This is a genomic window from Prosthecobacter sp., assembly GCF_034366625.1.
Taxonomy (GTDB): Bacteria; Verrucomicrobiota; Verrucomicrobiia; order Verrucomicrobiales; family Verrucomicrobiaceae; genus Prosthecobacter.
The window spans coordinates 31,484-52,098 of sequence record NZ_JAXMIH010000011.1; the positions used below are offsets into that span (position 1 = coordinate 31,484).

The window sequence follows — 20,615 nt, forward strand, 5'->3', positions numbered from 1 at the left end:
AGGCTTCGTTTGAAGCCAGCCATGAAGTTGTTCTCATTCTGCACCGCATTCCTTTTTGTATACGCGTCGATTCACGCTGCCGACTCGCGTCCGAACATCTTGTTCATCGCCATTGACGATCAAAACGACTGGATCGGCTGCATGGGCGGTCATCCACAGGTGAAAACGCCGTCGATTGATGCGCTGGCAAAGCGCGGCACGCTCTTCGCCAACGCCCACTGCCAGGCCCCGCTCTGCAATCCCTCGCGCAGTTCATTGCTGACCGGTCTGCGTCCATCGACGACGGGCATTTGCGGGCTTTCGCCGGGAATTCGGGAGGTGGAGCAGACGAAGAGTCACATCACACTGCCACAGACCTTCACCAGCGCGGGTTACTTCACCTCCAGCAGCGGCAAAATCTACCACGACGGCTCGATGCGCGGCGGTGATCAGAAGGCCGAGTTCAACGAATACGGCAATCGCGGACCGATGCCGAAGCCGAAAAAGCCTATCGCCAATCTTCCGGGCTCAGATCGTCATCCCGCGATGGATTGGGGCGTGTTCCCCGAAAAGGACGAGGACAACGCCGACTGGAAGATCGCCGACTCCGCTATCGACGCCCTGAAACGTGCGCCTGCCGACAAACCCTTCTTCATCGCCGCCGGATTCCGCCTGCCGCATGTGCCGTGCTTTGCTTCGCAGAAGTGGTTCGATCTTTATCCCGATGCCGATCTGAAAATGCCGCCCGTCAAAGAAGACGACCGTGCAGACCTGCCGAAGTTCGCCGATTTCCTCCACTGGAAGCTGCCGGAGCCGCGTCTGAGCACGTTACGTGCGATGGGAGAGTGGCGGCCACTTGTGCGTGCCTATTTGGCCTGCGTGAGTTTCATGGACAGCCAAGTGGGCCGCTTGATCGCTCAACTCGAAGCCAGCGGTCGTGCGGAAAACACCATCATCGTCCTCTGGGGTGATCACGGCTGGCATCTCGGCGAAAAACTCATGACGGGAAAAAACACGCTCTGGGACCGCAGCACCAGAGTGCCGCTCATCTTTGCTGGACCTGGTGTGAAGGCGGGTCAAGTCTGCAATCGCCCTGCTGAGCTTCTCGACATCTTCCCCACGCTCCTCGCACTCACGAAAATGCCTGCACGGAGCGATCTCGAAGGCCACAGCCTTGTCCCGCAACTTCAAGATGCCAGCGCACCGCGCGAATGGCCTGCCATTACCACGCACAACAAAGGCAACCACGGCATCCGCACCGAGGACTGGCGCTACATTCACTACGCCGACGGCAGCGAGGAGCTTTACGACATGAAAAACGATCCCAACGAGTGGACCAACCTCGCCAGCGATCCGAAACACGCGGCGAAGAAGACCGAACTCGCGAAATGGCTGCCCAAGATCGACAAAGACCCCGTTCCCGGCAGCAAGAGCCGTGTGCTGACCTACGATCCCGTCACGAAGGAGGCCGTGTGGGAAGACAAACCGATTGATAAGACCGCTCCGCTGCCTGAGCCGTAAGGCGTGTCTTCCATGATCAAATCCTGGCGCTTCGGCCTCGGCTTCCTCGCGTTTGTCGTCGCGGGATCGTTGCTGCTGCTCGCTTGGTTGCGGCAGCGGGAACGTGAGGAGTCAAATCGCCTGTTTCACGCGCTGGTGCAGGCGGATGCCGAGTTTGTGCGGCGGATGAATCTGCCGCGAAGTGAAAAGCTCGCCGGTGATTTGGAGCAATTGTTGGGCATGCGGATCAAGTTCAGTGATATGGGCAAAGGCGTGACGAAGGACGATGACACACTCGTTGTGCGCCTCGATGACAAGAACGATATGATTTTCACGCGCAAGCCCGTCGCTTCACAGCTTTCTCTGCGCGATCCCGCCACGCGGAATGCCTTCATCGCCTTCTGGCTCGTTTCCGGCATTGTGGGATGGCTGCTCGCACGTGAACGGCTCAAGCGCGCGCAGTCGGAGCGCCTGGCGATGCTGGGTCGTGTGGCGACGAGTCTGGCGCATGACATCAAGAATCCGCTCGCCTCGATCCAACTGCATGCGCAGTTGATGACGCCAAGCGATGGAGAGGACGCGAAGGCGCTGAAGATGATCGAATCCGAGTCGGAAGTGATCGCCGGGTTGGTGAATCAGTGGTTGCATCTTGCCAATCCGCTGCCACCGAAGCTGGTGAAGCTTGATGTGGCAGAGTGCATTGTTGCCGTGACTCGAAATCTGCAAGCGCAAGCGCAGCATGCCGCTGTGGACATTGAAAACGGTCTCACCAGCCCGATTTGGGTCATGGGTGATGCGCAGCGGCTTTCACAGGCGTTTCGAAACTTCCTCGTGAATGGCATTCAGGCGATGCCGCGAGGTGGAAAACTGCGAATCAGCGCCGAAAGGCATGAAAACATGATTTCCCTACGCTTTGCCGACTCCGGCCCCGGTTTCTCCGAATCGGCGCTCGCACGCGGCACCGAGTTGTTCTTCACGGAAAAGGAAGGCGGCATGGGGGTGGGCCTGAACATCGTCGCCAGCATCGTGGAGGCGCATGGTGGACGGCTTGAATTGCAGAATGACCCCAAGGGTGGCGCGGTTATCATCGTGTCGCTTCCTTCACTCGCCGCATGAACGCCAGCATCCTTATCATCGAAGACGAATACGCTCTGGCCGCCGCTCTTTCGACCGTGGTGCGGCGTCTCGATGCCACACCAGTCGTCGCGGCCAGTGGACAGGGTGGAATCGACAAACTAGGCACGCAAAACTTCGCGCTCATCATTCTCGATGTCGGATTGCCGGACATGAGCGGGCTGAAGGTATTGGAGAAGATCCAAACGCTGCCGAAACCGCCGCCCGTGCTCGTTGTCACCGCGCATGGCACGCTCGACACCGCGCTGGAGGCACAGCGGCTCGGCGCACGCGAGTATTTCCTCAAACCACTGAATCTCGTCGATCTTCAGCGCACCATTCGCGAGATCTTTACACCTGCGAAGATGGAAGCGCCCGTGCAGACGATCATGATCGGCAGCAGCGAGCCGATGCAGCGTGCGTTTGCCATCATTGCGCAGGCGTGCGGCAATGACGCGCCGGTTTTGCTTCTGGGACCGCCCGGCAGCGGCAAAAGCATCGCCGCCGAGGTGATTCACCGGCACAGCGCGCGCGCGGGTGAGCCGCTGGTCGTGTTTCGCGCCGATGAATGGCCAGCAGATCGCGTGGAGGCTGCTTTGGATGACGCCATCGCGAAAGCGGGCAACGGAGTGTTGTTTTTGGACGAGATAAGCGTGTGGTCAAAGCCACTTCAGGCCGCGCTGATGCATCGTGTTGGTGATTTGAAGGCACGGCTTTTCAGTGCATCGAGCCGCGAGATGTCCGCCGTGCGCGAAGATTTGTTTTACGCGCTGGCGGTACTGCAAGTGACACTGCCACCGCTGACGGAGCGCACAGGCGACATTCCAGCGCTGGCGGCATCCTTCCTCGGTGAGCGCTTGCTTTCTGCCGAAGCGCTGGCCGCGCTCAAGGCCTACGCATGGCCGGGCAATGTGCGTGAATTGAAGGCTGCCATGACCCACGCCGCCGCCGTGTGTGGTGGCAGCACCATTTTGCCGCATCATCTGCCTGCGAATCTGGTGAAGGCAGAGGACGCGAATCATCTCGAAGACACGATGAAGCGCAGCCTTGCCGCATGGCTCGACCAGCGCACCACCGGCCCGGATGAAACGATGCCCGCGTATGATGACCTGCTCGAAACGGTGGAGACGTCGATGCTGGAGACGCTCATGAAGCGTTTCGATGGCAAACCGACGCGACTGGCCGCTGCATTGAAGATGAACCGAGCGACGCTGAGGCGGAAGCTGCGCGAGGAATGATCCTGGAAGGATCAAAGATGGTAGCCAGGGGTCAAAGACCCCTGGTATGGGTTTTGAACGCCACATTCACCGAAGATGCATGCCGAAGGTATGCGAGAAGGGATCGAAGGTATGACGTGCGCTTCTTGCATCCCTCTGGGATGCGGCCTTGAGATAGCTGAGGCTTGTTCGAAATCCAGGAGTGGCGCTCGCTGCGCGAGCTTACCCCTGGCTAATTTCTTTGATCCCTCGGGATCATTTGCCGTCGGCCTTGCCGGGCACACGCGGATCATGCGCAGGGAAGAAGAGCTTCTTCTCCTGATCGAAGAAGATGGCCTGGCAGGCGCCGAAGGTGGTTGTCTCGGCGAGTTTGTGGCCGAGGGCCTTCACACGGCTAAGCGTGCCCTCGCCAAAGGCTTTTTCTATTTTGAGTTCGTCCGGGTTCCACTGGTGGTGGAAGCGGGGTTCGGCAAGGGCGGCGGCAGGGAGCATGTCGTCGTCGATGATGTTGCTGATCAACAGGAGCGCTTGGGTGATGATGGTGGGACCGCCGGCAGCGCCGGTGACGATGAAGGGTTTGCCGTTTTTGAGCACAATCGTGGGACTCATGCTGGAAAGCGGACGCTTGCCGGGAGCGACGGCGTTGGCTTCGGCACCGACGAGTTTGAAGGCGTTGGGGATGCCGGGTTGCACGGCAAAGTCATCCATTTCATTGTTGAGCAGGACACCGGTGCCGGGGATGACAACCTTGCTGCCGAAACCGGTGTTGATGGTTTGATTGAGAGCCACCCAATTGCCCTCAGCATCGGCGGTGCAGAGGAAGGTGGTGTGCTTGCCGAAGACATCGCCTTCCCAATGCGGTGGCATGTTGTGCGAAGGCACGGCGGAGGCGTGATCGAGGTCGATTTTCTTGGCGAGTTCGGCGGCGTAGTCAGGCGAGACCAGGCCTCGCGGGACTTTGGCGAAATCGGGATCGCCGAGCCAGTGAGCGCGATCGGCGAAGGCGAGTTTCATGGCCTCGGTGATGACGTGAATGCGGCTGCTGGCGCGGAAATGGCGGATGGGGAAGTGTTCGAGGACGTTCAGGATCTGCGCGACATGGACGCCACCGGAACTGGGCGGCGGCATGGTGATGAGGTCGTAACCACGATACTTCGAGCGGATCGCCTCGCGCTCGGGTGCTTTGTAGTTCGCGTAATCGACGGCGGTGGTGATCCCGCCGTTCGCCTTCATCCATTCCTCGGTTTTTGTTGCGAATTCGCCTTCATAAAACCAAGCGATACCTTTTTCAGCCACGGCACGGTAAGTGGCGGCGAGGTCGGTTTGGACGAGCGTCTGGCCTTTTTCGAGCGGTTTGCCGTCTTTGAGGAAAATGGCCGCAGAAGCGGGGAATTTCGCGAGTTTGGCAGCCGTGGCGGCGAGCTTGCGGGCATAGACTTCGTCGAGGGGGAAGCCTTTTTCGGCGATGTCGGCGGCGGGAAGCAGGACATCGGCGAGTTTGAGCTTGCCGTGCTTCGTTTGGGCAGCGGCACAGGCTTTGAGGTAGCCAGGCACCCCGGAGGCGAGCGCACCGGTCTTGCTGGCCTCGTCGTCGAGCTTGCCGTTGATGACATACATGTCGCGAGAAGCCTTGGCGGGGGCCATTTCTCGGCCGTCGATGCAGGTGACGGTGCCGTCAGCGGCATGGATGACGAAGAAACAACCGCCGCCGATGCCGGAGTTGTGTCCATCGACGACTCCGAGCGTCAAACCGGCTGCGATAGCCGCGTCGATGGCGTTGCCGCCTTTTTCAAAGGCCTGCATGCCTGCCTGCGTGGCGAGCGGATGTACAGTGGCGATGGCGTGCTTCGGAAATGAGGCGTCTGCGGCGTGCAGGAGACCGGTGGCGAGGACGAGCAGTGCGGAGAACGCTTTCATGCCACGAGGCTAGCGATGGGCCTCAATGCCGTCGATGAAAAAAGCCTCGCCAAAATCAGCGAGCCGCACCAAAACTACTCGGATCGCTTCCAACTCAGCCAAGCCCGGCGGTAGGTGAAGGCCATCGCCATGATCCCGGCAAACAAGAGCAGGGCGCGGCTGGGTTCTGGCACCGTTTGAACCAAGCTGGAAGCGTTTTCAGGCAGGGTGAATGACAACGTTGCAGCCATGTCCGGCTCGGCGGCACCGACCGCAATAACGGCGGTGATGCTGCAAACGAGCCAGTAGGTGATGGAGCGCAAAGTCACTGAATTAAATATATCTTTAGCCGATGAGGCCGGGGCAGGACAAGACTTTTTTGGCAACGAGATTGACGCAAGCTGTTCATTTTCAGAGCCTCGCCCGGATGAGCTTAGGAGATTGACCGGGGTGTTGGACGGCTGCCTTCCTGCTTGCGAGATCACCGCGCCTCCGCCATGACTACGGCCCCTCAACCCCGGCAACTCATCCATCATGTCCATCGTCAGTTCTGCGCGTGTCATCAACATAGGCTTGGCCGGTTTAGGCAACGTCGGGGCGGGAGTGTTCAAGAATCTCCTGGCCAATCGCTCCCTCATCAGCCAGCGCACCGGTGCTGACCTGCATATCACGCGGGTGGCGGTGCGTGACCTGACACGCGCTCGCGATGTGGCGGTGCCTGCGGAACTGCTGACGACGGACTGGCGCGAACTGGTCAATGACCCGGCCATTCCGGTGATCGTCGAGCTGATCGGCGGCACGACGACGGCCTATGAAATGGTCGCCGCAGCGCTCCGGGCCAAAAAAATCGTCGTCACCGGCAACAAGGCGCTGTTGGCGGAGCGTGGGAAGGAATTGTTCGCCCTCGCCGAGGAATGCGGCGTGCCGATCTATTTCGAGGCGGCGGTGGCGGGCGGAATTCCGATCATCCAGGTGCTGCAGGAGGGCTTGGTGGGCAACCACATCCGCTCCATACACGGGATCATCAACGGTACCTGCAATTACATCCTCACCCGCATGTCACAGGCCGGTTTGAGCTATGCGGATGCCTTGCGAGAGGCCCAGGAAAAAGGCTACGCGGAGGCCGACCCGACGCTCGACGTCAGCGGCTGGGACGCGGCGCACAAGGCGATCATTCTGGCGTCTCTGAGCTACGGCTTCTGGATTCCGCAGGACAAGGTGCATGTGGAAGGTGTGGATCGTGTGAACATCACCGACTTCAAGTTTGCGGCCCGACTCGGCTACACGATCAAGCTGCTTTCTGTGATCCGTGCGGATGAAAACGGCCTCGTCGAAGTGCGCACGCAACCGACGCTGGTGCCGCTGTCGCATGTGCTGGCGAGCGTGAGCGGTGCGTTCAATGCGGTGCTGGTGAATGGAGACATCGTGGGAGAAACGCTGTTCTACGGGCGTGGTGCCGGCCAGGATCCGACGAGCAGCAGCGTGATCAGCGACCTATGTGAGGCTGCCGCAGTGCTGATGCACGGGGCGCGTCACAGCGGTTTTGTACCGCATGGCCTCTACGGCAAATCAAAGCCCATTGATGATACGGTGTCGCGCTACTATCTGCGGCTGACCGTGGATGACGTTCCAGGCGTGCTCGCCCAAGTCGCCACCGTGCTTGGTGAGCGTGGCATTGGCATTTCCTCGATGATCCAGCCGGAAGATCTCGAAGACACCAGCGGCGAGACCTCGCTGGTGCTGATGATCCACGACGCACGCCTCGGCGACATGAAGACTGCACTGGCCGCCATCCAGCAACTGCCCTGCGTCCGAGGCGAGCCGGGCTGGATGCGCGTGGAGACGTTGCAAGGCTAGCCACCCTTTGTGGCAAACATTACTTCGAGCAAAAATGAAATGGCAGGCATCTCGAAAGATGAGATCATGCGAGCCATGAAAATTGCTGTTGCCGATCTCGCCACCCTAGTCGGGGGAACCCTTCTGTGTGGAGATCCAGCGGAACAAATCACCGGTTTTGCCTCGCTCAAAGAAGCCATCAGCGGCGACCTCAGTTTTTTCCATGACACACGCTACAACGAGCGGCTGGCAAACACGAAGGCCACGGCGGTGCTTGTGCCGTTGGGGTTTACGGAACTGCCCGCGCATGCGTCGTGCGTTGCGGTGGCGGATCCCTCGCGTTCATTCGAGCTGATCGTGGAAACCTACGGCTTCCAGCCAGACCCTTTCACGGCTGGCGTGCATGCCTCGGCGGTCGTTGCCGCCTCGGTTCAGTTTGATCCGGCGTGTGTTTGCATCGGTGCGAATGCCGTGATCGAAGCCGGCGTTGAACTGGGAGGAGAAGTCGAGATTGGAGCCGGGTGTTACGTCGGGCGCAATGCCCGCATTGGCAAGGGGTCGCGCTTGTTTGCCAACGCCACCGTTCATGCCGAGTGCATTCTGGGAGAGGGTGTTTTTCTGCACTCGGGTGTCGTGATTGGCGCAGATGGTTTTGGCTATGAATTCAGCCAGGGACGTCACCGCAAGGTGCGGCAGGCTGGCATCGTGCAGATCGACAACGATGTGGAAATCGGCGCGGGAACGACCGTGGACCGTGCTCGATTTGGCCGCACTTGGATCGGCGAGGGCACCAAGATCGATAATCTCGTGCAAATCGGCCATAACGTGGTGATTGGGAAGCACTGCGTCATCGTCGCCTGCACGGCCATCGCTGGCAGTGCCATGATTGGTGATTACGTTGTTGTCGCAGCGCAGGTGGGCATCGCCGGACACGTTACCATCGGCTCACAGGCGACTCTGGCTGCACGCTGCGGCGTCACGCGCGATCTGCCTGCCGGGCAGACTTATCTTGGGTTTCCAGCGATTCCAGCATCCGAGGAAAAGCGCCGGCTTGCCAGTATCAACCGGTTGCCGCAACTGCTGGCCCGTGTGAAGGAACTGGAGACAAAGGTCGGCGGTGGCGGCGCAGTCTGATCACCAGAAGCCCCACTGCTGCGTTTTCATGACGTAGAGACCGAGGGCCAGATTGCCGACGGCATGCATGAACACGCACGCGCCCAGGCTTTTGGTGCGCACGGCCAGGTAGTACATCAGCGATCCCCACACGAAGGCACCGGCATAGTCTTCCGTGTTATGAATCAACATCACGCCGAGTGTCACAATCCAGAAAACTTTCCAACCATGTGTACCGAACGCGATGCGCTCAAACTGTCCATCCTCCGTGAGCAGAAAACGCATCAAAAAGCCGCGCCAGAAGAGCTCCTCGACGAGTGGCACCACCAGCACCATGCGCGCAAAGCGCAGCCCCACGACGACGCTGAACCACAGTGGTGAATCCTGCGCGATCATCGGATCAAAGCCTTCATTGCGCTCCGCGAGTCCGAGCCAGTCCCACCAAGGCGCTGGCTGCATGCCACGCTCGACCAAGTGCTCCCGCAGCATTGACGGCGTGATCCAGCAGACGATTCCAATGATTCCGAGCACGAAAGCGAGGTGCAGCCCGCGCCAGGGAGCCAGCGTGTAATGTTTGCGAAACAGCACGAGCACCACAGCGCAAACAACGGTCTGCAACGGATAAACCCAGTGCTCCGGTGCGCGCACATGCCAGGGCAGCTCAGAGTTTTCGACGCGGAAGAGCCCGGGAATTGAGTTTAGAAGTGTGAAGAGCACCAACGGCAGCACATAAGCGGCGGTTGGGGATGAAAGCAGTCGCACAAGCATTGTTCGTGGCGGTTACGGCAGCGCCAGTTCCTTCGCGCGTTCGCGATTCAGCAGCCATTTCGAGCAGCTCCGCAGATAGCCACGGTTCCAGGCGGACAGCGTCGAGGCTCCGGTCGCCATCAGGGCAAGAGTGCGGTTGGAAACAGATTCCATCGTGTTGCTGAACCAGCCGGGGTAGTCCGCCTTCAACTGCATGCCGCGCTCATAGAACGCCACGATGCGCCCGTCGTAGAAATACGCGATCAACTCATGCCAAGCCTCGTGCCAGGCACGCTGGCGCTTCTCATAGCGGCCAAGTTCCTTCATCAAACGTTCGGGCGAATCGAGAAGTTTTTCACCATGCTTGGCAAACATTGCGTTCAGCGTTTCCGCCGCATCCAGTGCAAGAAACACACCTGGCGAGAGCATCGGATCGACAAACCCAAACGCATCTCCGGCGGAGACCCAGCCCGGGCCATGCGCTCGATCCGAGATGAGCTGATAGTTCGTGTAGGTGTAAACTTCGCTGATGCGCTGGCGGTTTTGCGTGAGCGGTGAAAGCACACTGTCCGTTGCCAGTACCTTGTCGAGACGTTCTTCTCCGTTGGCTCCGAAGTCCGGCAGCGATTTGGGATTCATCACGATGCCGAAAGACAAGCGGCCTGGCAGCGGAATGCGCCAGCTCCAGCCCCAGGGGTGATAGGTGATCGCGATCTGTCCCGGCTCATACGGATGTTCGATGCCGGTGAAATGCGCGAAGTGCGCGGTGTCCTTGCGCACGCCTGTCTCGGCCTTGATGCCGAGCAGTTTGGCGGAGGAGCGTGAGCGACCGCTGCAATCGACGATAAGGTCTGGTTTTTCACCGTTGCGCCAGCCGCCTGCTTCGAGAGACGCCGCATCCAGCTCCAGTTCCGGCCTGCCTCCCGGATGCGCTACGAGTCCGGCGCGATGCTTCACAAACCGCACGCCCAGCTCTTTGGCGTAATCCTTGATCACATCGTCAAAGGCAGGACGTGGCACGTTGTAGGCATACGGCGGCAGGCGGCCTGCCACCGATTTGAAATTGAAGTGCATCTGCGTGCCACGGTGATGGATGAAACTGGCGCCGGGCTTGAACTGAGAGATGGCTGCCACGCGGTCCTCGATGCCCATGCGCTGCAAAATCGCGACAATGGCGGGGATCAGCGACTCGCCCACAAGCAGTTGCGGACGCTTTTCATCATCAAAGACGAGTGGCTGGATGCCCTGACGCGCGAGCAGTGCGGCGAGTGCGCTGCCCGCCGGGCCGGCGCCGAGGATGGCGATGCGTGGAGGACGGTTCATGTTTTTAATAGCGGCGGAGTTTGCCGCTGGCGGTCAGGGGCAGCTCGGAGACGAATGTGTAGAACAGCGGCACTTTGTAGGCGGAGAGACGCTCCTGGCAAAGCTTTCTCAATTCAATCACCGGCGGCGGCGCTTCGGCATCCACGGCAATGATCTCCGCCACTGGCATGGCTCCGAGTGCCGGATGTGCCCGTGCGGTGATACGCACGGCTTTCACGCCAGGATGACCGCGCAAAACTGCCTCCACCTCTTCGGGGAAGCATTTCAACCCGCCGACATTGATCACGCTGCGCACCCGGCCGCGCAGATAAAGACAACCGTCTTCATCCACCTCCGCGATGTCACCCGTGGCGAACCAGCCATCACGCAAGATGGCCTCACGCGGCTGCCACGGCGCCAGATAAGCATCGAAAACGCCCGGACCGCGCAACAGCAGCTCGCCGTCGTCCAGTTTGATTTCAAAGGCGGGCAGCGGCTTGCCGATCGAGGTCGGTTTGTCCTTCGCATGTTCCAGATTCAAGATTGGAAGTCCGGCTTCGATGATGCCCATGCCCTGTGTCAGATGCAGGCCTGTCTTGCTGGCGAAAAGATCGGCCACTTCGTTCGTCAACGCGAAGGCCGTGGAAACCGCGAGGCGAAGCGAGCCGAGCACTGCCGCGTCCGGCTGGCCGGAGAGCATCGTGTAATGGTAGGGCGAGCCGTACATCACGGTCGCTTCATGCTCACGCATCATCGCGAGCATCACCTTCGGGTCGCTCGCCGGGGCGAGGATCGTGGTGGCGCCGTGGTAGAGGTAAAGAATGATCGAGACGGCGAAGTGATGCGCCATCGGCAGCACCCACAGCACGCGATCTTGCGGCCCGATGCGTAAACCCTCGTTCGCTGCGGTAATTCGGCCAAGCAGCGTCTCGTGCGAGATCACAATGCCCTTCGATGTGCCCGTCGTGCCGCTGCTGAAGCGGATGAAGGCCGGATTCAGTGCTTCTAGGGCTGACTCATCGAATGCAGGAGGCGAATCATGTGTCACCGCCTCGATGCGCCAGTCTTCCGCGTTCTTGGCAAATACGATGACATCCAGCGCTGTCGATTTTGCGAGCTGCGCTCGCTCACTGGCCGTCAGCTCAGCCGGAATCGGCACAAAGCATGCGTTCTGCTTCAGGATCGCCAGTGCCAGCACGATGTAATCGGCTCCGTTCGGCGCACCGAGGCCAATGCGCGGGCGAATTTTCCCCGGCCAGGCCGGATCGGCGTTCATGCGCTGCGCACAGGCGTTCATGCGGCTCTGCAACTCGCCAAACGTGAGCTGCAGCTCCGGGCTGACGACGGCGGGATGCGCGGCGGTGCTGCGTTCAAAGATGAGATCGACGATGTTCACTGTGCTGGCTCCAGTTTGCGCAAAACCGCGCGCACCTGCTGTGCGAGGGTTGCGGTATCTTGTTCATCCGATGCGGCGGCGATGCCCGCCGCCTGTCCCGTCGCTAAAGCCGTGCCCATGACACGAATGCTGGCTTGCGCCCGATGTGTGGCGGAAAGGCAGCGTCCGGCGACGAATACGTTTTGCAAATCGCGGGCGCGCAAGGCCCCCAGCGGAATGCCACAGGCTTTCGGTTCATGCGGATATAGCAGCCGCGGCCCGCGGGCCGTTTCACGCAGTTCCAACGGCCAGGTGGCGTTTGCGACTGCCTGATCACCGCTGCGGCTTGCAAGGATGTCTTCCTCAGTCAAAACGGCTTCAGCGATCCAGCGCCGGCTTTCGCGAATGCCCGCGCGCACCGGCAATGTGGTGACGCGCGCCTTGGCAAAGCCTTCCAGCGATGAACGCAGATGATCGACGATGGCAAAGGTCACTTCGCGGCCCTGCATCTCGATCCACGTCAGACTGCGCGGATCAGTGGCATCAAACGGGCATTCTGGCGAATCGCCCGGCAGGTCGAGTGTGAGGAAAACTTCGTTCAAAGCGCCGCTGGCGCGAAAATGCGCGCCTGCGGCCTCAGAAGGCAGTTTTTTCTCCTGAATTGCCTTCGCGAGGCATCCGGCGATTTTCAACGGACCATCGCCTGTGAGTGCGGCAGCATCGACCTCGCCAAGACCGACGATGTAGGCGGGACGTTGCAGTTCCTGCGCCGGAGTCTTGTCCCACGGATGATTTGCGAGTGTCGCCAGCACTGCATCGCCGCTGGCATCGACGATGGTGCGCGGACGCAGCTTCCAGGATGTACCACGGCAGTGCAGAGTCACTTCGCTGATGCGATTGCCTTCAACAGCGGCGTGAATGACCTCGGTGTGCAGCAGCATCTTCAAGTTCGACTGCTTGGCGCACCATTGATCGTAAAACAGGGCGAGTTGCTGCGGCTGATGCATCAGCACATCGACCTTGCCCATGCGCAGCGGCCCGTGCGCGATGCCTTGGGCGAGCAATGCGCGTTCAAGCTCGGCAGGGATGCCAGGATTCGCGACTTTCGGTGCGGTATCTGGCGTTGGCGGCAGGTCATACAGGCCGCAAAACGAATGCACGAGCGAAGCGGTACCCGCACCACCGAAGAAGCCGTGTCGCTCGACAAGCAGCGTGTTCGCGCCCTGACGTGCGGCCGCCAGAGCTGCCGCCACGCCTGCGCTGCCACCGCCGATGATGAGAACGTCGGGATTCATGGCGGCATCATTCCCCAAGAAGATCGGAACGCCAGCGTTCACGCATCATCTCGGTTTCTGTTTCGCTGAGGCAGGTGTCGAGATAGCTCACTGTGACGGTGAGCTGGTCCTGGCATTCGGACACAAACAAGCCGCTGCCGGGCGGCGCGTTCACCGTGGGCATGTGGATGGCGTTCACGATCTCACCACCGCAGAACGCGGTCATGCCTTCACCGAAACTGCCGGTGTAGGCATGGTAGAACGAGGCGATCTCCCCCCGCTGTGCGAGACGCACCATGTTGAGCATCGTTTTGCCCGGCATGCGCCGCATGAGAAGCTGCAAGGAGTTGAAGGACAGGTGCCGCTTCAGTTTGAGATGCTCCAGGTGCTGCTTCATGAGCACCTTGCTCGCCATGGCGAGGTCCGTGAGGTCGGCGTCCTTCAAAATGAAGAAGAACATCGACATGTGGTTCTGGAAGATCGCCATGCGGCCGGTGTTGTCCTTTGGCCGCTGTTGCACGGGCATGGTCACGGCATACGAGAGGTCTGCATGGCCGCGTGATTGAAACACGGCCTGATGGCAACGCGCGGCCAGTCCAGCGTAGAAAAACGTGCGCATCATGTCGCCGCCGATTTTGCCGAGCGTGAGTTTGATCTTCGCCGTTTCTTCCTTGGAAAACGTCTCCCACAGGCAGCATCGACGTCCGCTGACGACCTTGCCCTGGCTCACGGACACAAACGGCTCCGCGCCCAGGCTCATGAGGTGCTTGCCACACGTCTCGCTTTCCTGAAACAGCTTCCACCAAGGCTTGTCATTCCGCACCACTGGCTGCTGCGGTGAAGCGGTCTGTGGATCGTGCCACAGCTCGTTCATGTGCTTGAACAGCAACTCCACGCCCGTGCCGTCGAGCAGCAGGTGTGACCAGTTCATCAGGATGGACCACGTTTGATCGCTCGTGCGCACCACATCAAAACGGATGTGCGGTGGGCCGAGCGATGAGCGCTCTCGGCCTTGCATACGCAGTCGGCGCAACGTCGAGACAGACTCAATCACGGAGGTTTCCGGCCCGGTCACGCTGCTGACGCGATGAAACTCGATAGGAACCGCCACAGCATCCCCCGAGCATTCCCAATACGGCACGCCAAACCAACCGTCTTTGCGCAGCGTGGCATGCAGCAGCGGCATGCGCTTCGGCAGTTCCGCCGCCAGCCAGCGCAGGCGGGTTTCATCCGGCTGTCCGCTGACTTGAATCTCACTCAAGGCATCCAATCCACGACCGTCGGTAGATCGTGCGAGATAATCGAGCGCGACGACGAATCCATCCGTGCCGGTGATCGGGAATTGCAGAACGGCAGTGCTCATGCGGCTTGTCCATTCACCAGGGCGGCTAGCGCGTTTCCGCTGCGGAAATTGGCCCTGCTCAGTTCAGCCGGTTCCACTTTCTTGCTGAAACGCTCTTCCAAATACATGACCAGTTGCATCACTCCCATCGAGTCGAGTCCGGCTTCAAAAAAATCGGCCTCGGCGCTGAACTCAGCGGGCAGATCAGTCAGGACGGTTTCGCGCACGAGTTCGATCATCGTGTTAGGCGTGTGTTCGAGAGCGGCGGGCATGCACTTTGTTTAGGCAAGGAGCGCTGGAGATGCAAATGCAACGCTCAGGGATACTCGTGGCCTAGATTGTCATCAGTGATGATCTTGGCGTCGTCCCAGGCGTTTTGCATGGCCTCACGGCGGCACCAACGGGACATGTGGCCGGGGACGGGCAGGGCTTCATGGTTGAGGAAATCGAGGATGCCGTCGATTTGATCGGCGAGGATGACGGGCTGGCCGTCGATGTGGTAATCGGCGAGGGTTTTCTGCCAGCGGTCGCGGTTTGGTTCCAGGGGCGCGTTGCTGGCGAGGCAGTGGTTCATAACCATCATCGTGTGCGGAAAGACCTCCATGCCGGTGCGGGCGGCGCGTGGCGACTCGGTGCAGTTCCAGAAGGCGATGCCGTCGGGTGTGAGGTGGGCTTTGACCTCGGTCAAAAATTCGCGGGAGAGCAAGGCGGAAGCGAACTCGCGCCAGTGATGAGTCGTGTTCATCACGATGGCGTCGAAGCGTGCGTCGGGATGCTGGCGCAGCCAGCGGCGGCCGTCGTCGATGACGAGCGTGAATTTGGGATTGGTGAGCAGGCTGGCAACTTCGGGACGCGCGCGGATGAGATCGAGGTAGCCGTGGCTGAGTTCGATGGCGGTGACGTGCTTCACCTGCGGATGATTGACGAGGATCTGCGTCCACGAACCACCGGCGACGCCGATGACGAGCACGTTTTCGATGCGGTCCCGCACAGCGGAGAGGAAGTAAGGCCGTACGAGCCAGGATTTTGACTCCAGCTTCGTGCCGATCATGCCGTCATAGGCACCGTTGCCATAAACCGCGTTGCTGGTGTCTACCGTGACGACGCCATGGCGCGATTCGATGATCTGCGCGAAGCGCATGCCGGGTTTGAACTCGTGCTTGTATTGCAGGCGCTCGTAGAAGCTTTGAAACGGACTGAGCGTGATGAGGATCATGAACAGCGGCTGAAAGCGCAGTTTGGCGGGCAGTTGAAAACGGGCGATGCCTTCGACCCAGAGCCAGGAAATGGCGAGCAGCAGCCAGCTCAGAACCTGAAGGCTCATCCATTCCATGAACACAAAACCGGTGAGCAGACTGCCTGTGCCAGAGCCAATGATATTGGCAAGGTAGAGCCGCGAAAGCTGGCTGCCGGTGTCTTTGCCGGGTGGAATGGCCGCATGGCAGAGCAGTGGGAAGGTGATACCGAGCAATGTGCCGGCGGCGATGACAAACAGGTAACCGCATTCCCAGAAAGCATACACAGCGACGATGCCAGTGAAGGGCGCGACGAGAAAGCCAGCGACGCTCGATAGCAGCACCCAGCGAGCGAGCTTATGGCGAAGATCGTAGCCGGTTTGCTTCAACAAACGTGGACTGAGGAGTGATCCGAGCGCGAGTCCGAGCAGGTAGCTGCCGAGCAGGTAGCCGAATACGGGCGCTCGGGAGGCGCTGGCGAAGTTGAAGACGCGTGACCAGACGATTTCCCAGGAGAGGGCGAGAAAACCGGAGAGCGCAGACCACAACAATGCGGTGCGGAAGGGGATTTGAAATTGGAGATTTGAAATTTCAGATGCGGAGCTTTCGGCCTCGTCGGGGGCTTTGCGTGAGGTGAGCAGCACGATGAAAGCCGCCAGCGCATTCAAACTGGCCGCGATGCGCGTGGTGCCGCTCATGCCGAAGCTGCCGAGCAGCCAGTGTGCGGCGATGAAGGCTCCAAGCGCGGCGCCGAGCGTGTTGACGAAGTAGAGTCGGCTCACGCTCTGGCCGACGTGCGCCGTGTCGCGCACCTGATGCGCGACGAGCATCGGCAGCGTGGCTCCCATGAGCAGTGTTGGAAGAAACACGAGCAGGAAGACCAACGCGCCGGTGGTGAGGCCGTGGGCTTGCGCGGAAGTGATGGTACCGACGGCGTCGAACAATTTCAGCGAGATGAGGCCGTAGGCACCGACACCGAGTTCGGCGAGGCCGAACAGCAGCACGAGCGGCGCACGCGTTGATTTGGAAATCCAGCCACCTGCGAGACTGCCGATGCCTAGACCGGCTAGAAACGCCGCCACGACCATCGCCACGGATTCGACGTTGCTGCCGTAGATCGTGAGCAGCGCACGCTGCCACACGAGCTGGTAGATCAGCGCCGAGATGCCGGAGAGGATGAAAACGCCATGCAGGATGATGGCGTGGAGGCGGCGTGACATGGGATCACTCGAAGCCGTTCGCGCGCAGGAATTTCAGGCTCGCAGGGATCTGATCCATGGAGGTGGGGGATTCGTCCTCGATGAAGTAGTGCTGGATGCCGTTCTTGCGGGCGGCGGCGAAAATGGAGACCCAGTCCATCTGGCCGGAGCCGAGGACGACATCGTTGGCGACGTCGGTTTTGCCGGTGAGGGACCCGGTGGCGACGCCTTTTTTCAAATCCTTGAGGTGCATGAGCTTCCAGCGGCCGCTGTATTTCTCCAGCAGCTTTGCCGGGTCCTGGCCGGGGAAGACGATCCACAGCACGTCCATCTGCACAGAGACAAACTCGGGCTTGGTCTCCTGCATGAAGAGATCAAAGAGCGTGCCATCACCGTGCGGCTCAAACTCGAAGCCATGGGCGTGGTAGAACATGGTGATGCCTTCTTTGGCGAGCGCCTCGCCTGCTTTGTTGAAGACGGCGGCGGCTTCGCGGCACTCGGCCTCGTCGAAGCTGTCCTTGTGGTTGATCCAGGCGCAGCCGGCGAACTTGATGCCGAGCGTCTTGGAGTCCTTCACCACGTTGTCGAGGTCGTTCTTGTAGCGGTCATACGGGAAGTGGCTGCTGATGGCCTTGAGGCCGCGTTGTTCGAGTTCGGCTTTGAACTGCTCGGCGCTGAGGTTGTAGGTGCCGGCGAGTTCGACCTCTTTGATGCCGAACTCCTTCACGCGGTCGAGAGTCCACGGCACGCCACGCAGCGTGAACTGGCTACGCAGGCTGTAGAGCTGCAATCCGGCGGCGTTCGGCGCGTCAGCGGCCTGGATTTGGAAGGCGAGACCGATGGCGAGGAGAAGTGACGTGAGTTTCATGGTGGAAGGAACGGATTGTTGAAGAATGCGGCGTGGAATGTCACGCCCGAAGTTTAATGACGTCGGATCGCGGCGGCGAAAGCGCCGTCCATTTGATCGTCGGGCGGGAAGCTGTGGCGGAGTTTGACGGGCTCGTAGCCGGGCGTGGATTCGAGGACGCTGGCGACGAGTTGCTCGTTTTCGGCGGGTTCGATGCTGCAGGTGCTGTAAACGAGGATGCCTCCGGGTTTGAGGACGCGGAGGCAGTTGCGCAGGAGCTGTGTTTGGGTTTGCGTCTGTGCCGTGATGTCTTCGGCGGTGAGCCTCCAGCGCACATCGACACGGCGGCGCATGACGCCGGTGTTCGAGCAAGGAACGTCGAGCAGGATGCGGTCGAAGCCGGGCTTGGCGAAGGCGGGGATTTGCGGGTCTGACCAGTCGTGCTCCTCGATGTGGGCGTTGGTGACGTGGAGGCGGTTTAGATTGCCGTCGAGACGACGCAGACGACCGGGGGAGACATCGCAGGCAATGATTTCGCCCTGGTTTTCCATGAGCTGGGCGAGCAGGGCGGTTTTGCCGCCGGGCGCGGCGCACGCATCGAGAACTCGGTGGCCCGGCTGGGGAGCAAGCAGGCGCGGGGCGATGGCGGTGCTGGGGTCCTGCATGTACACTTTGCCCACGCTCAATTCTTCACGCGGGAGGTGGTCGCAGACGATGAAATCTTCCTGCGGCGCATCCAGGTGCGGGTAGAGGCGATTGATGCGAGCGCAGATCGGGGCGGGGACTTGATTCCACTCGCAGAGAGCAGTGGTTTTGGCTTCGCCAAAGAGGCCGAGCCAGTGCTCGATGAGCCACTTGGGGTGCGAGGTGCGGGTTTCGAGCGGCAGGCCGTCAACCATGGCCAAAAGCTCGGTGGATTCGCGGCAGGCACGACGCAGGACGGCATTGATCAGGCTGCGGGCGCGACCGGTGGCGGCCACGGTTTCGTTCACGGCGGCGTATTCGGAGACTTTGAGGATCAAAACCTGGCACAGGCCGATGCGCAGGCCCCAGCGGCTGCGGTGGTCGAGGTGCTTGTCCTCGGTGATCACGGCGATCCAATGGTCGAGCAGGGAGAGATTCCGCAGGGTGGTGAGGACGATGTCGCGCAGGAAGGCGGCGTCAGGCAGGCTGAGGCCGTTGTCGCGCTGGATGTGATCCATGAGGTCGGCGGCGAAGCGCTCCCCGCCGGACCACTCGCCGAGGACATCCAGCGCCATGCCGCGGATGGGAACGGTCGGCTGGCGGGGACGGGAAGAGGGCGGCTGGCGGTCGGGAATCATGTCCTGCATGACTAAGTCGGGGTGGCGCATGGCACAAGCCACGCTTCGTCTGTGGCGGGAGGATTGATTGACAAACTTCCCGCGCCCTCCTTTATAGGCGGCCCCCTGTTTTTTCACCCGCCCAACCTTCCCCAGACCATGGATTTTATCGCCAAAAACATCGCCGAAGTCGCACCTTCAATGACCCTGTCCATCACCAGCCAGGCGAAGGCGCTCAAGAAGCAGGGTGTGGACGTGCTGAGCTTTGGAGCCGGTGAGCCTGATTTCGACACGCCCGCCCCGATCATCGCCGCTGCCATTGAAGCCCTGAATTCCGGCAAAACCCGCTATACCGAAAGCGCCGGCATCCTCGAACTGCGCGAGGCCATCGCCGCGAAGCTCATGGTGGATAACAACGTGCAGTATGAGGCTTCGCAGATCAGCGTGAACTGCGGCGCCAAGCACTCCTGCTACAACGCCATCCTCGCCTGCGTGAATCCGGGTGACGAAGTGATCATCCCGGCCCCTTACTGGACCAGCTACCCGGAAATGGTGCGCCTGGTCGGCGGCATCCCGGTCATCGTTGAAACGAAGCGTGAAAACGGCTGGAAGCTCACCCCGGATGAGTTCGAGGACGCCATGTCCCCGATGACCAAAATGATCATCCTGAACACCCCCGGCAACCCGACCGGCTCCGTGTACACCAAGGCGGAACTCACTGCGCTGGCCGAAATCGCCGTGGGCGAGGGCATCGTGATCCTGTCCGACGAAATCTACGAAAAGCTCGTCTATGCCGGCCATGAGCACGTCAGCATCGCCTCCTTGAGCAAGGAAATCTACGACCACACCATCACCATCAACGGCTTCTCGAAGGCCTATGCGATGACCGGCTGGCGTCTCGGCTACACCGCCGCGCCGAAGAAGATCGCTGACGCCATCGACACCATCCAGAGCCACACCACCAGCAATCCGACTACCTTTGCCCAATACGGCGCTCTGGCCGCCTTGCAGATGGATCAGCAGATCGTCAGCGACATGCGCGATGAATTCGATGTGCGCCGCCAGTACATGCTCGGTCGCCTCGGCAACATCAAGAACGTCCGCGTCGTCGAGCCGATGGGCGCCTTCTACTTCCTCGTTGATATCGAGCCGATGCAGATCAAGAGCGTGAACTTCTGTGAGAAGCTGCTCAGCAAGCAGAAGGTCTCCGTCGTTCCGGGCCTGGCCTTCGGTGCCGAGAACACCATCCGTTTCAGCTACGCCACCGGCCTCGATGTCATCAACGCCGGCATGGACCGCTTCGAAGAGTTCTGCTCCCAGCATTGATTTCGGAACCACC

General features: G+C 60.5%; 17 protein-coding genes. 6 read left to right on the plus strand and 11 right to left on the minus strand.

The features are described from left to right. The first annotated feature begins 21 nt into the window (after positions 1–21). From U1A53_RS13870 to U1A53_RS13880, 3 genes are read left to right on the plus strand one after another with little or no spacing between them, the layout of a single operon-like run. Entirely contained in the window at positions 22–1,500 is a 1,479-nt protein-coding gene (locus U1A53_RS13870; RefSeq protein WP_322281796.1) for a sulfatase, read from the plus strand. Positions 1,501–1,512: 12 nt separating this feature from the next. Next, on the plus strand, positions 1,513–2,595 hold the full coding sequence (locus U1A53_RS13875) for a HAMP domain-containing sensor histidine kinase (RefSeq protein WP_322281798.1): 1,083 nt from the start codon (positions 1,513–1,515) through the stop codon (positions 2,593–2,595). Next, on the plus strand, positions 2,592–3,830 hold the full coding sequence (locus tag U1A53_RS13880; protein ID WP_322281800.1) for a response regulator: 1,239 nt from the start codon (positions 2,592–2,594) through the stop codon (positions 3,828–3,830). The genes U1A53_RS13875 and U1A53_RS13880 overlap by 4 nt, the downstream gene beginning before the upstream one ends. Positions 3,831–4,064: 234 nt before the next feature. Here the strand turns inward: U1A53_RS13880 and ggt are convergent, their stop codons facing one another. Next, entirely contained in the window at positions 4,065–5,726 is a 1,662-nt protein-coding gene (ggt, locus tag U1A53_RS13885; protein ID WP_322281802.1) for a gamma-glutamyltransferase, read from the minus strand. A gap of 74 nt (positions 5,727–5,800) precedes the next feature. After that, positions 5,801–6,034 carry a PEP-CTERM sorting domain-containing protein gene (locus tag U1A53_RS13890; protein ID WP_322281803.1) on the minus strand — a complete coding sequence of 78 codons (234 nt, stop codon included), beginning with the start codon at positions 6,032–6,034 and terminating at the stop codon, positions 5,801–5,803. A gap of 205 nt (positions 6,035–6,239) precedes the next feature. On the opposite strand from U1A53_RS13890, the gene U1A53_RS13895 reads away from it, so the two are divergent. After that, complete coding sequence (locus U1A53_RS13895) at positions 6,240–7,562, plus strand: homoserine dehydrogenase (RefSeq protein ID WP_322281805.1); 1,323 nt, start codon at positions 6,240–6,242, stop codon at positions 7,560–7,562. Positions 7,563–7,637: 75 nt separating this feature from the next. Then, complete coding sequence (lpxD, locus tag U1A53_RS13900; protein WP_322281806.1) at positions 7,638–8,675, plus strand: UDP-3-O-(3-hydroxymyristoyl)glucosamine N-acyltransferase; 1,038 nt, start codon at positions 7,638–7,640, stop codon at positions 8,673–8,675. Here the strand turns inward: lpxD and U1A53_RS13905 are convergent, their stop codons facing one another. The 9 genes from U1A53_RS13905 to U1A53_RS13945 all read right to left on the minus strand — a co-directional run bounded on the left by U1A53_RS13905 (position 8,676) and on the right by U1A53_RS13945 (position 19,327). Then, the gene (locus U1A53_RS13905; protein WP_322281808.1) at positions 8,676–9,422 is read right to left on the minus strand and encodes a CAAX prenyl protease-related protein; all 747 of its coding nucleotides are present in this window, start codon (positions 9,420–9,422) and stop codon (positions 8,676–8,678) included. Positions 9,423–9,434: 12 nt separating this feature from the next. Further along, on the minus strand, positions 9,435–10,724 hold the full coding sequence (locus U1A53_RS13910) for a tryptophan 7-halogenase (protein WP_322281809.1): 1,290 nt from the start codon (positions 10,722–10,724) through the stop codon (positions 9,435–9,437). A 4-nt stretch (positions 10,725–10,728) separates the two neighbouring features. After that, a complete protein-coding gene (locus tag U1A53_RS13915) occupies positions 10,729–12,099 on the minus strand; it encodes a class I adenylate-forming enzyme family protein (protein ID WP_322281811.1) in 1,371 nt (456 codons plus the stop codon). Next, the gene (locus U1A53_RS13920; RefSeq protein WP_322281812.1) at positions 12,096–13,373 is read right to left on the minus strand and encodes an FAD-dependent oxidoreductase; all 1,278 of its coding nucleotides are present in this window, start codon (positions 13,371–13,373) and stop codon (positions 12,096–12,098) included. The genes U1A53_RS13915 and U1A53_RS13920 overlap by 4 nt, the downstream gene beginning before the upstream one ends. Before the next feature lie 7 nt (positions 13,374–13,380). Then, positions 13,381–14,715, minus strand: a complete 1,335-nt coding sequence (locus U1A53_RS13925) for a hypothetical protein (RefSeq protein ID WP_322281813.1) — start codon at positions 14,713–14,715, stop codon at positions 13,381–13,383. Then, on the minus strand, positions 14,712–14,933 hold the full coding sequence (locus U1A53_RS13930; RefSeq protein WP_322281814.1) for an acyl carrier protein: 222 nt from the start codon (positions 14,931–14,933) through the stop codon (positions 14,712–14,714). Before U1A53_RS13930 ends, U1A53_RS13925 begins: the two co-directional genes overlap by 4 nt. A 77-nt stretch (positions 14,934–15,010) precedes the next feature. Beyond that, positions 15,011–17,149 carry a fused MFS/spermidine synthase gene (locus U1A53_RS13935; RefSeq protein WP_322281816.1) on the minus strand — a complete coding sequence of 713 codons (2,139 nt, stop codon included), beginning with the start codon at positions 17,147–17,149 and terminating at the stop codon, positions 15,011–15,013. A 4-nt stretch (positions 17,150–17,153) separates the two neighbouring features. Then, positions 17,154–17,996 (minus strand): sugar phosphate isomerase/epimerase, encoded by an 843-nt coding sequence (locus U1A53_RS13940; protein ID WP_322281818.1) that lies wholly within the window; start codon positions 17,994–17,996, stop codon positions 17,154–17,156. A 53-nt stretch (positions 17,997–18,049) separates the two neighbouring features. Continuing rightward, positions 18,050–19,327, minus strand: a complete 1,278-nt coding sequence (locus U1A53_RS13945) for a transcription antitermination factor NusB (protein ID WP_322281819.1) — start codon at positions 19,325–19,327, stop codon at positions 18,050–18,052. Positions 19,328–19,435: 108 nt separating this feature from the next. Here U1A53_RS13945 and U1A53_RS13950 point away from each other — a divergent pair, with 108 nt between their 5' ends. Beyond that, entirely contained in the window at positions 19,436–20,602 is a 1,167-nt protein-coding gene (locus U1A53_RS13950; protein WP_322281820.1) for a pyridoxal phosphate-dependent aminotransferase, read from the plus strand. Positions 20,603–20,615: the final 13 nt, after the last annotated feature.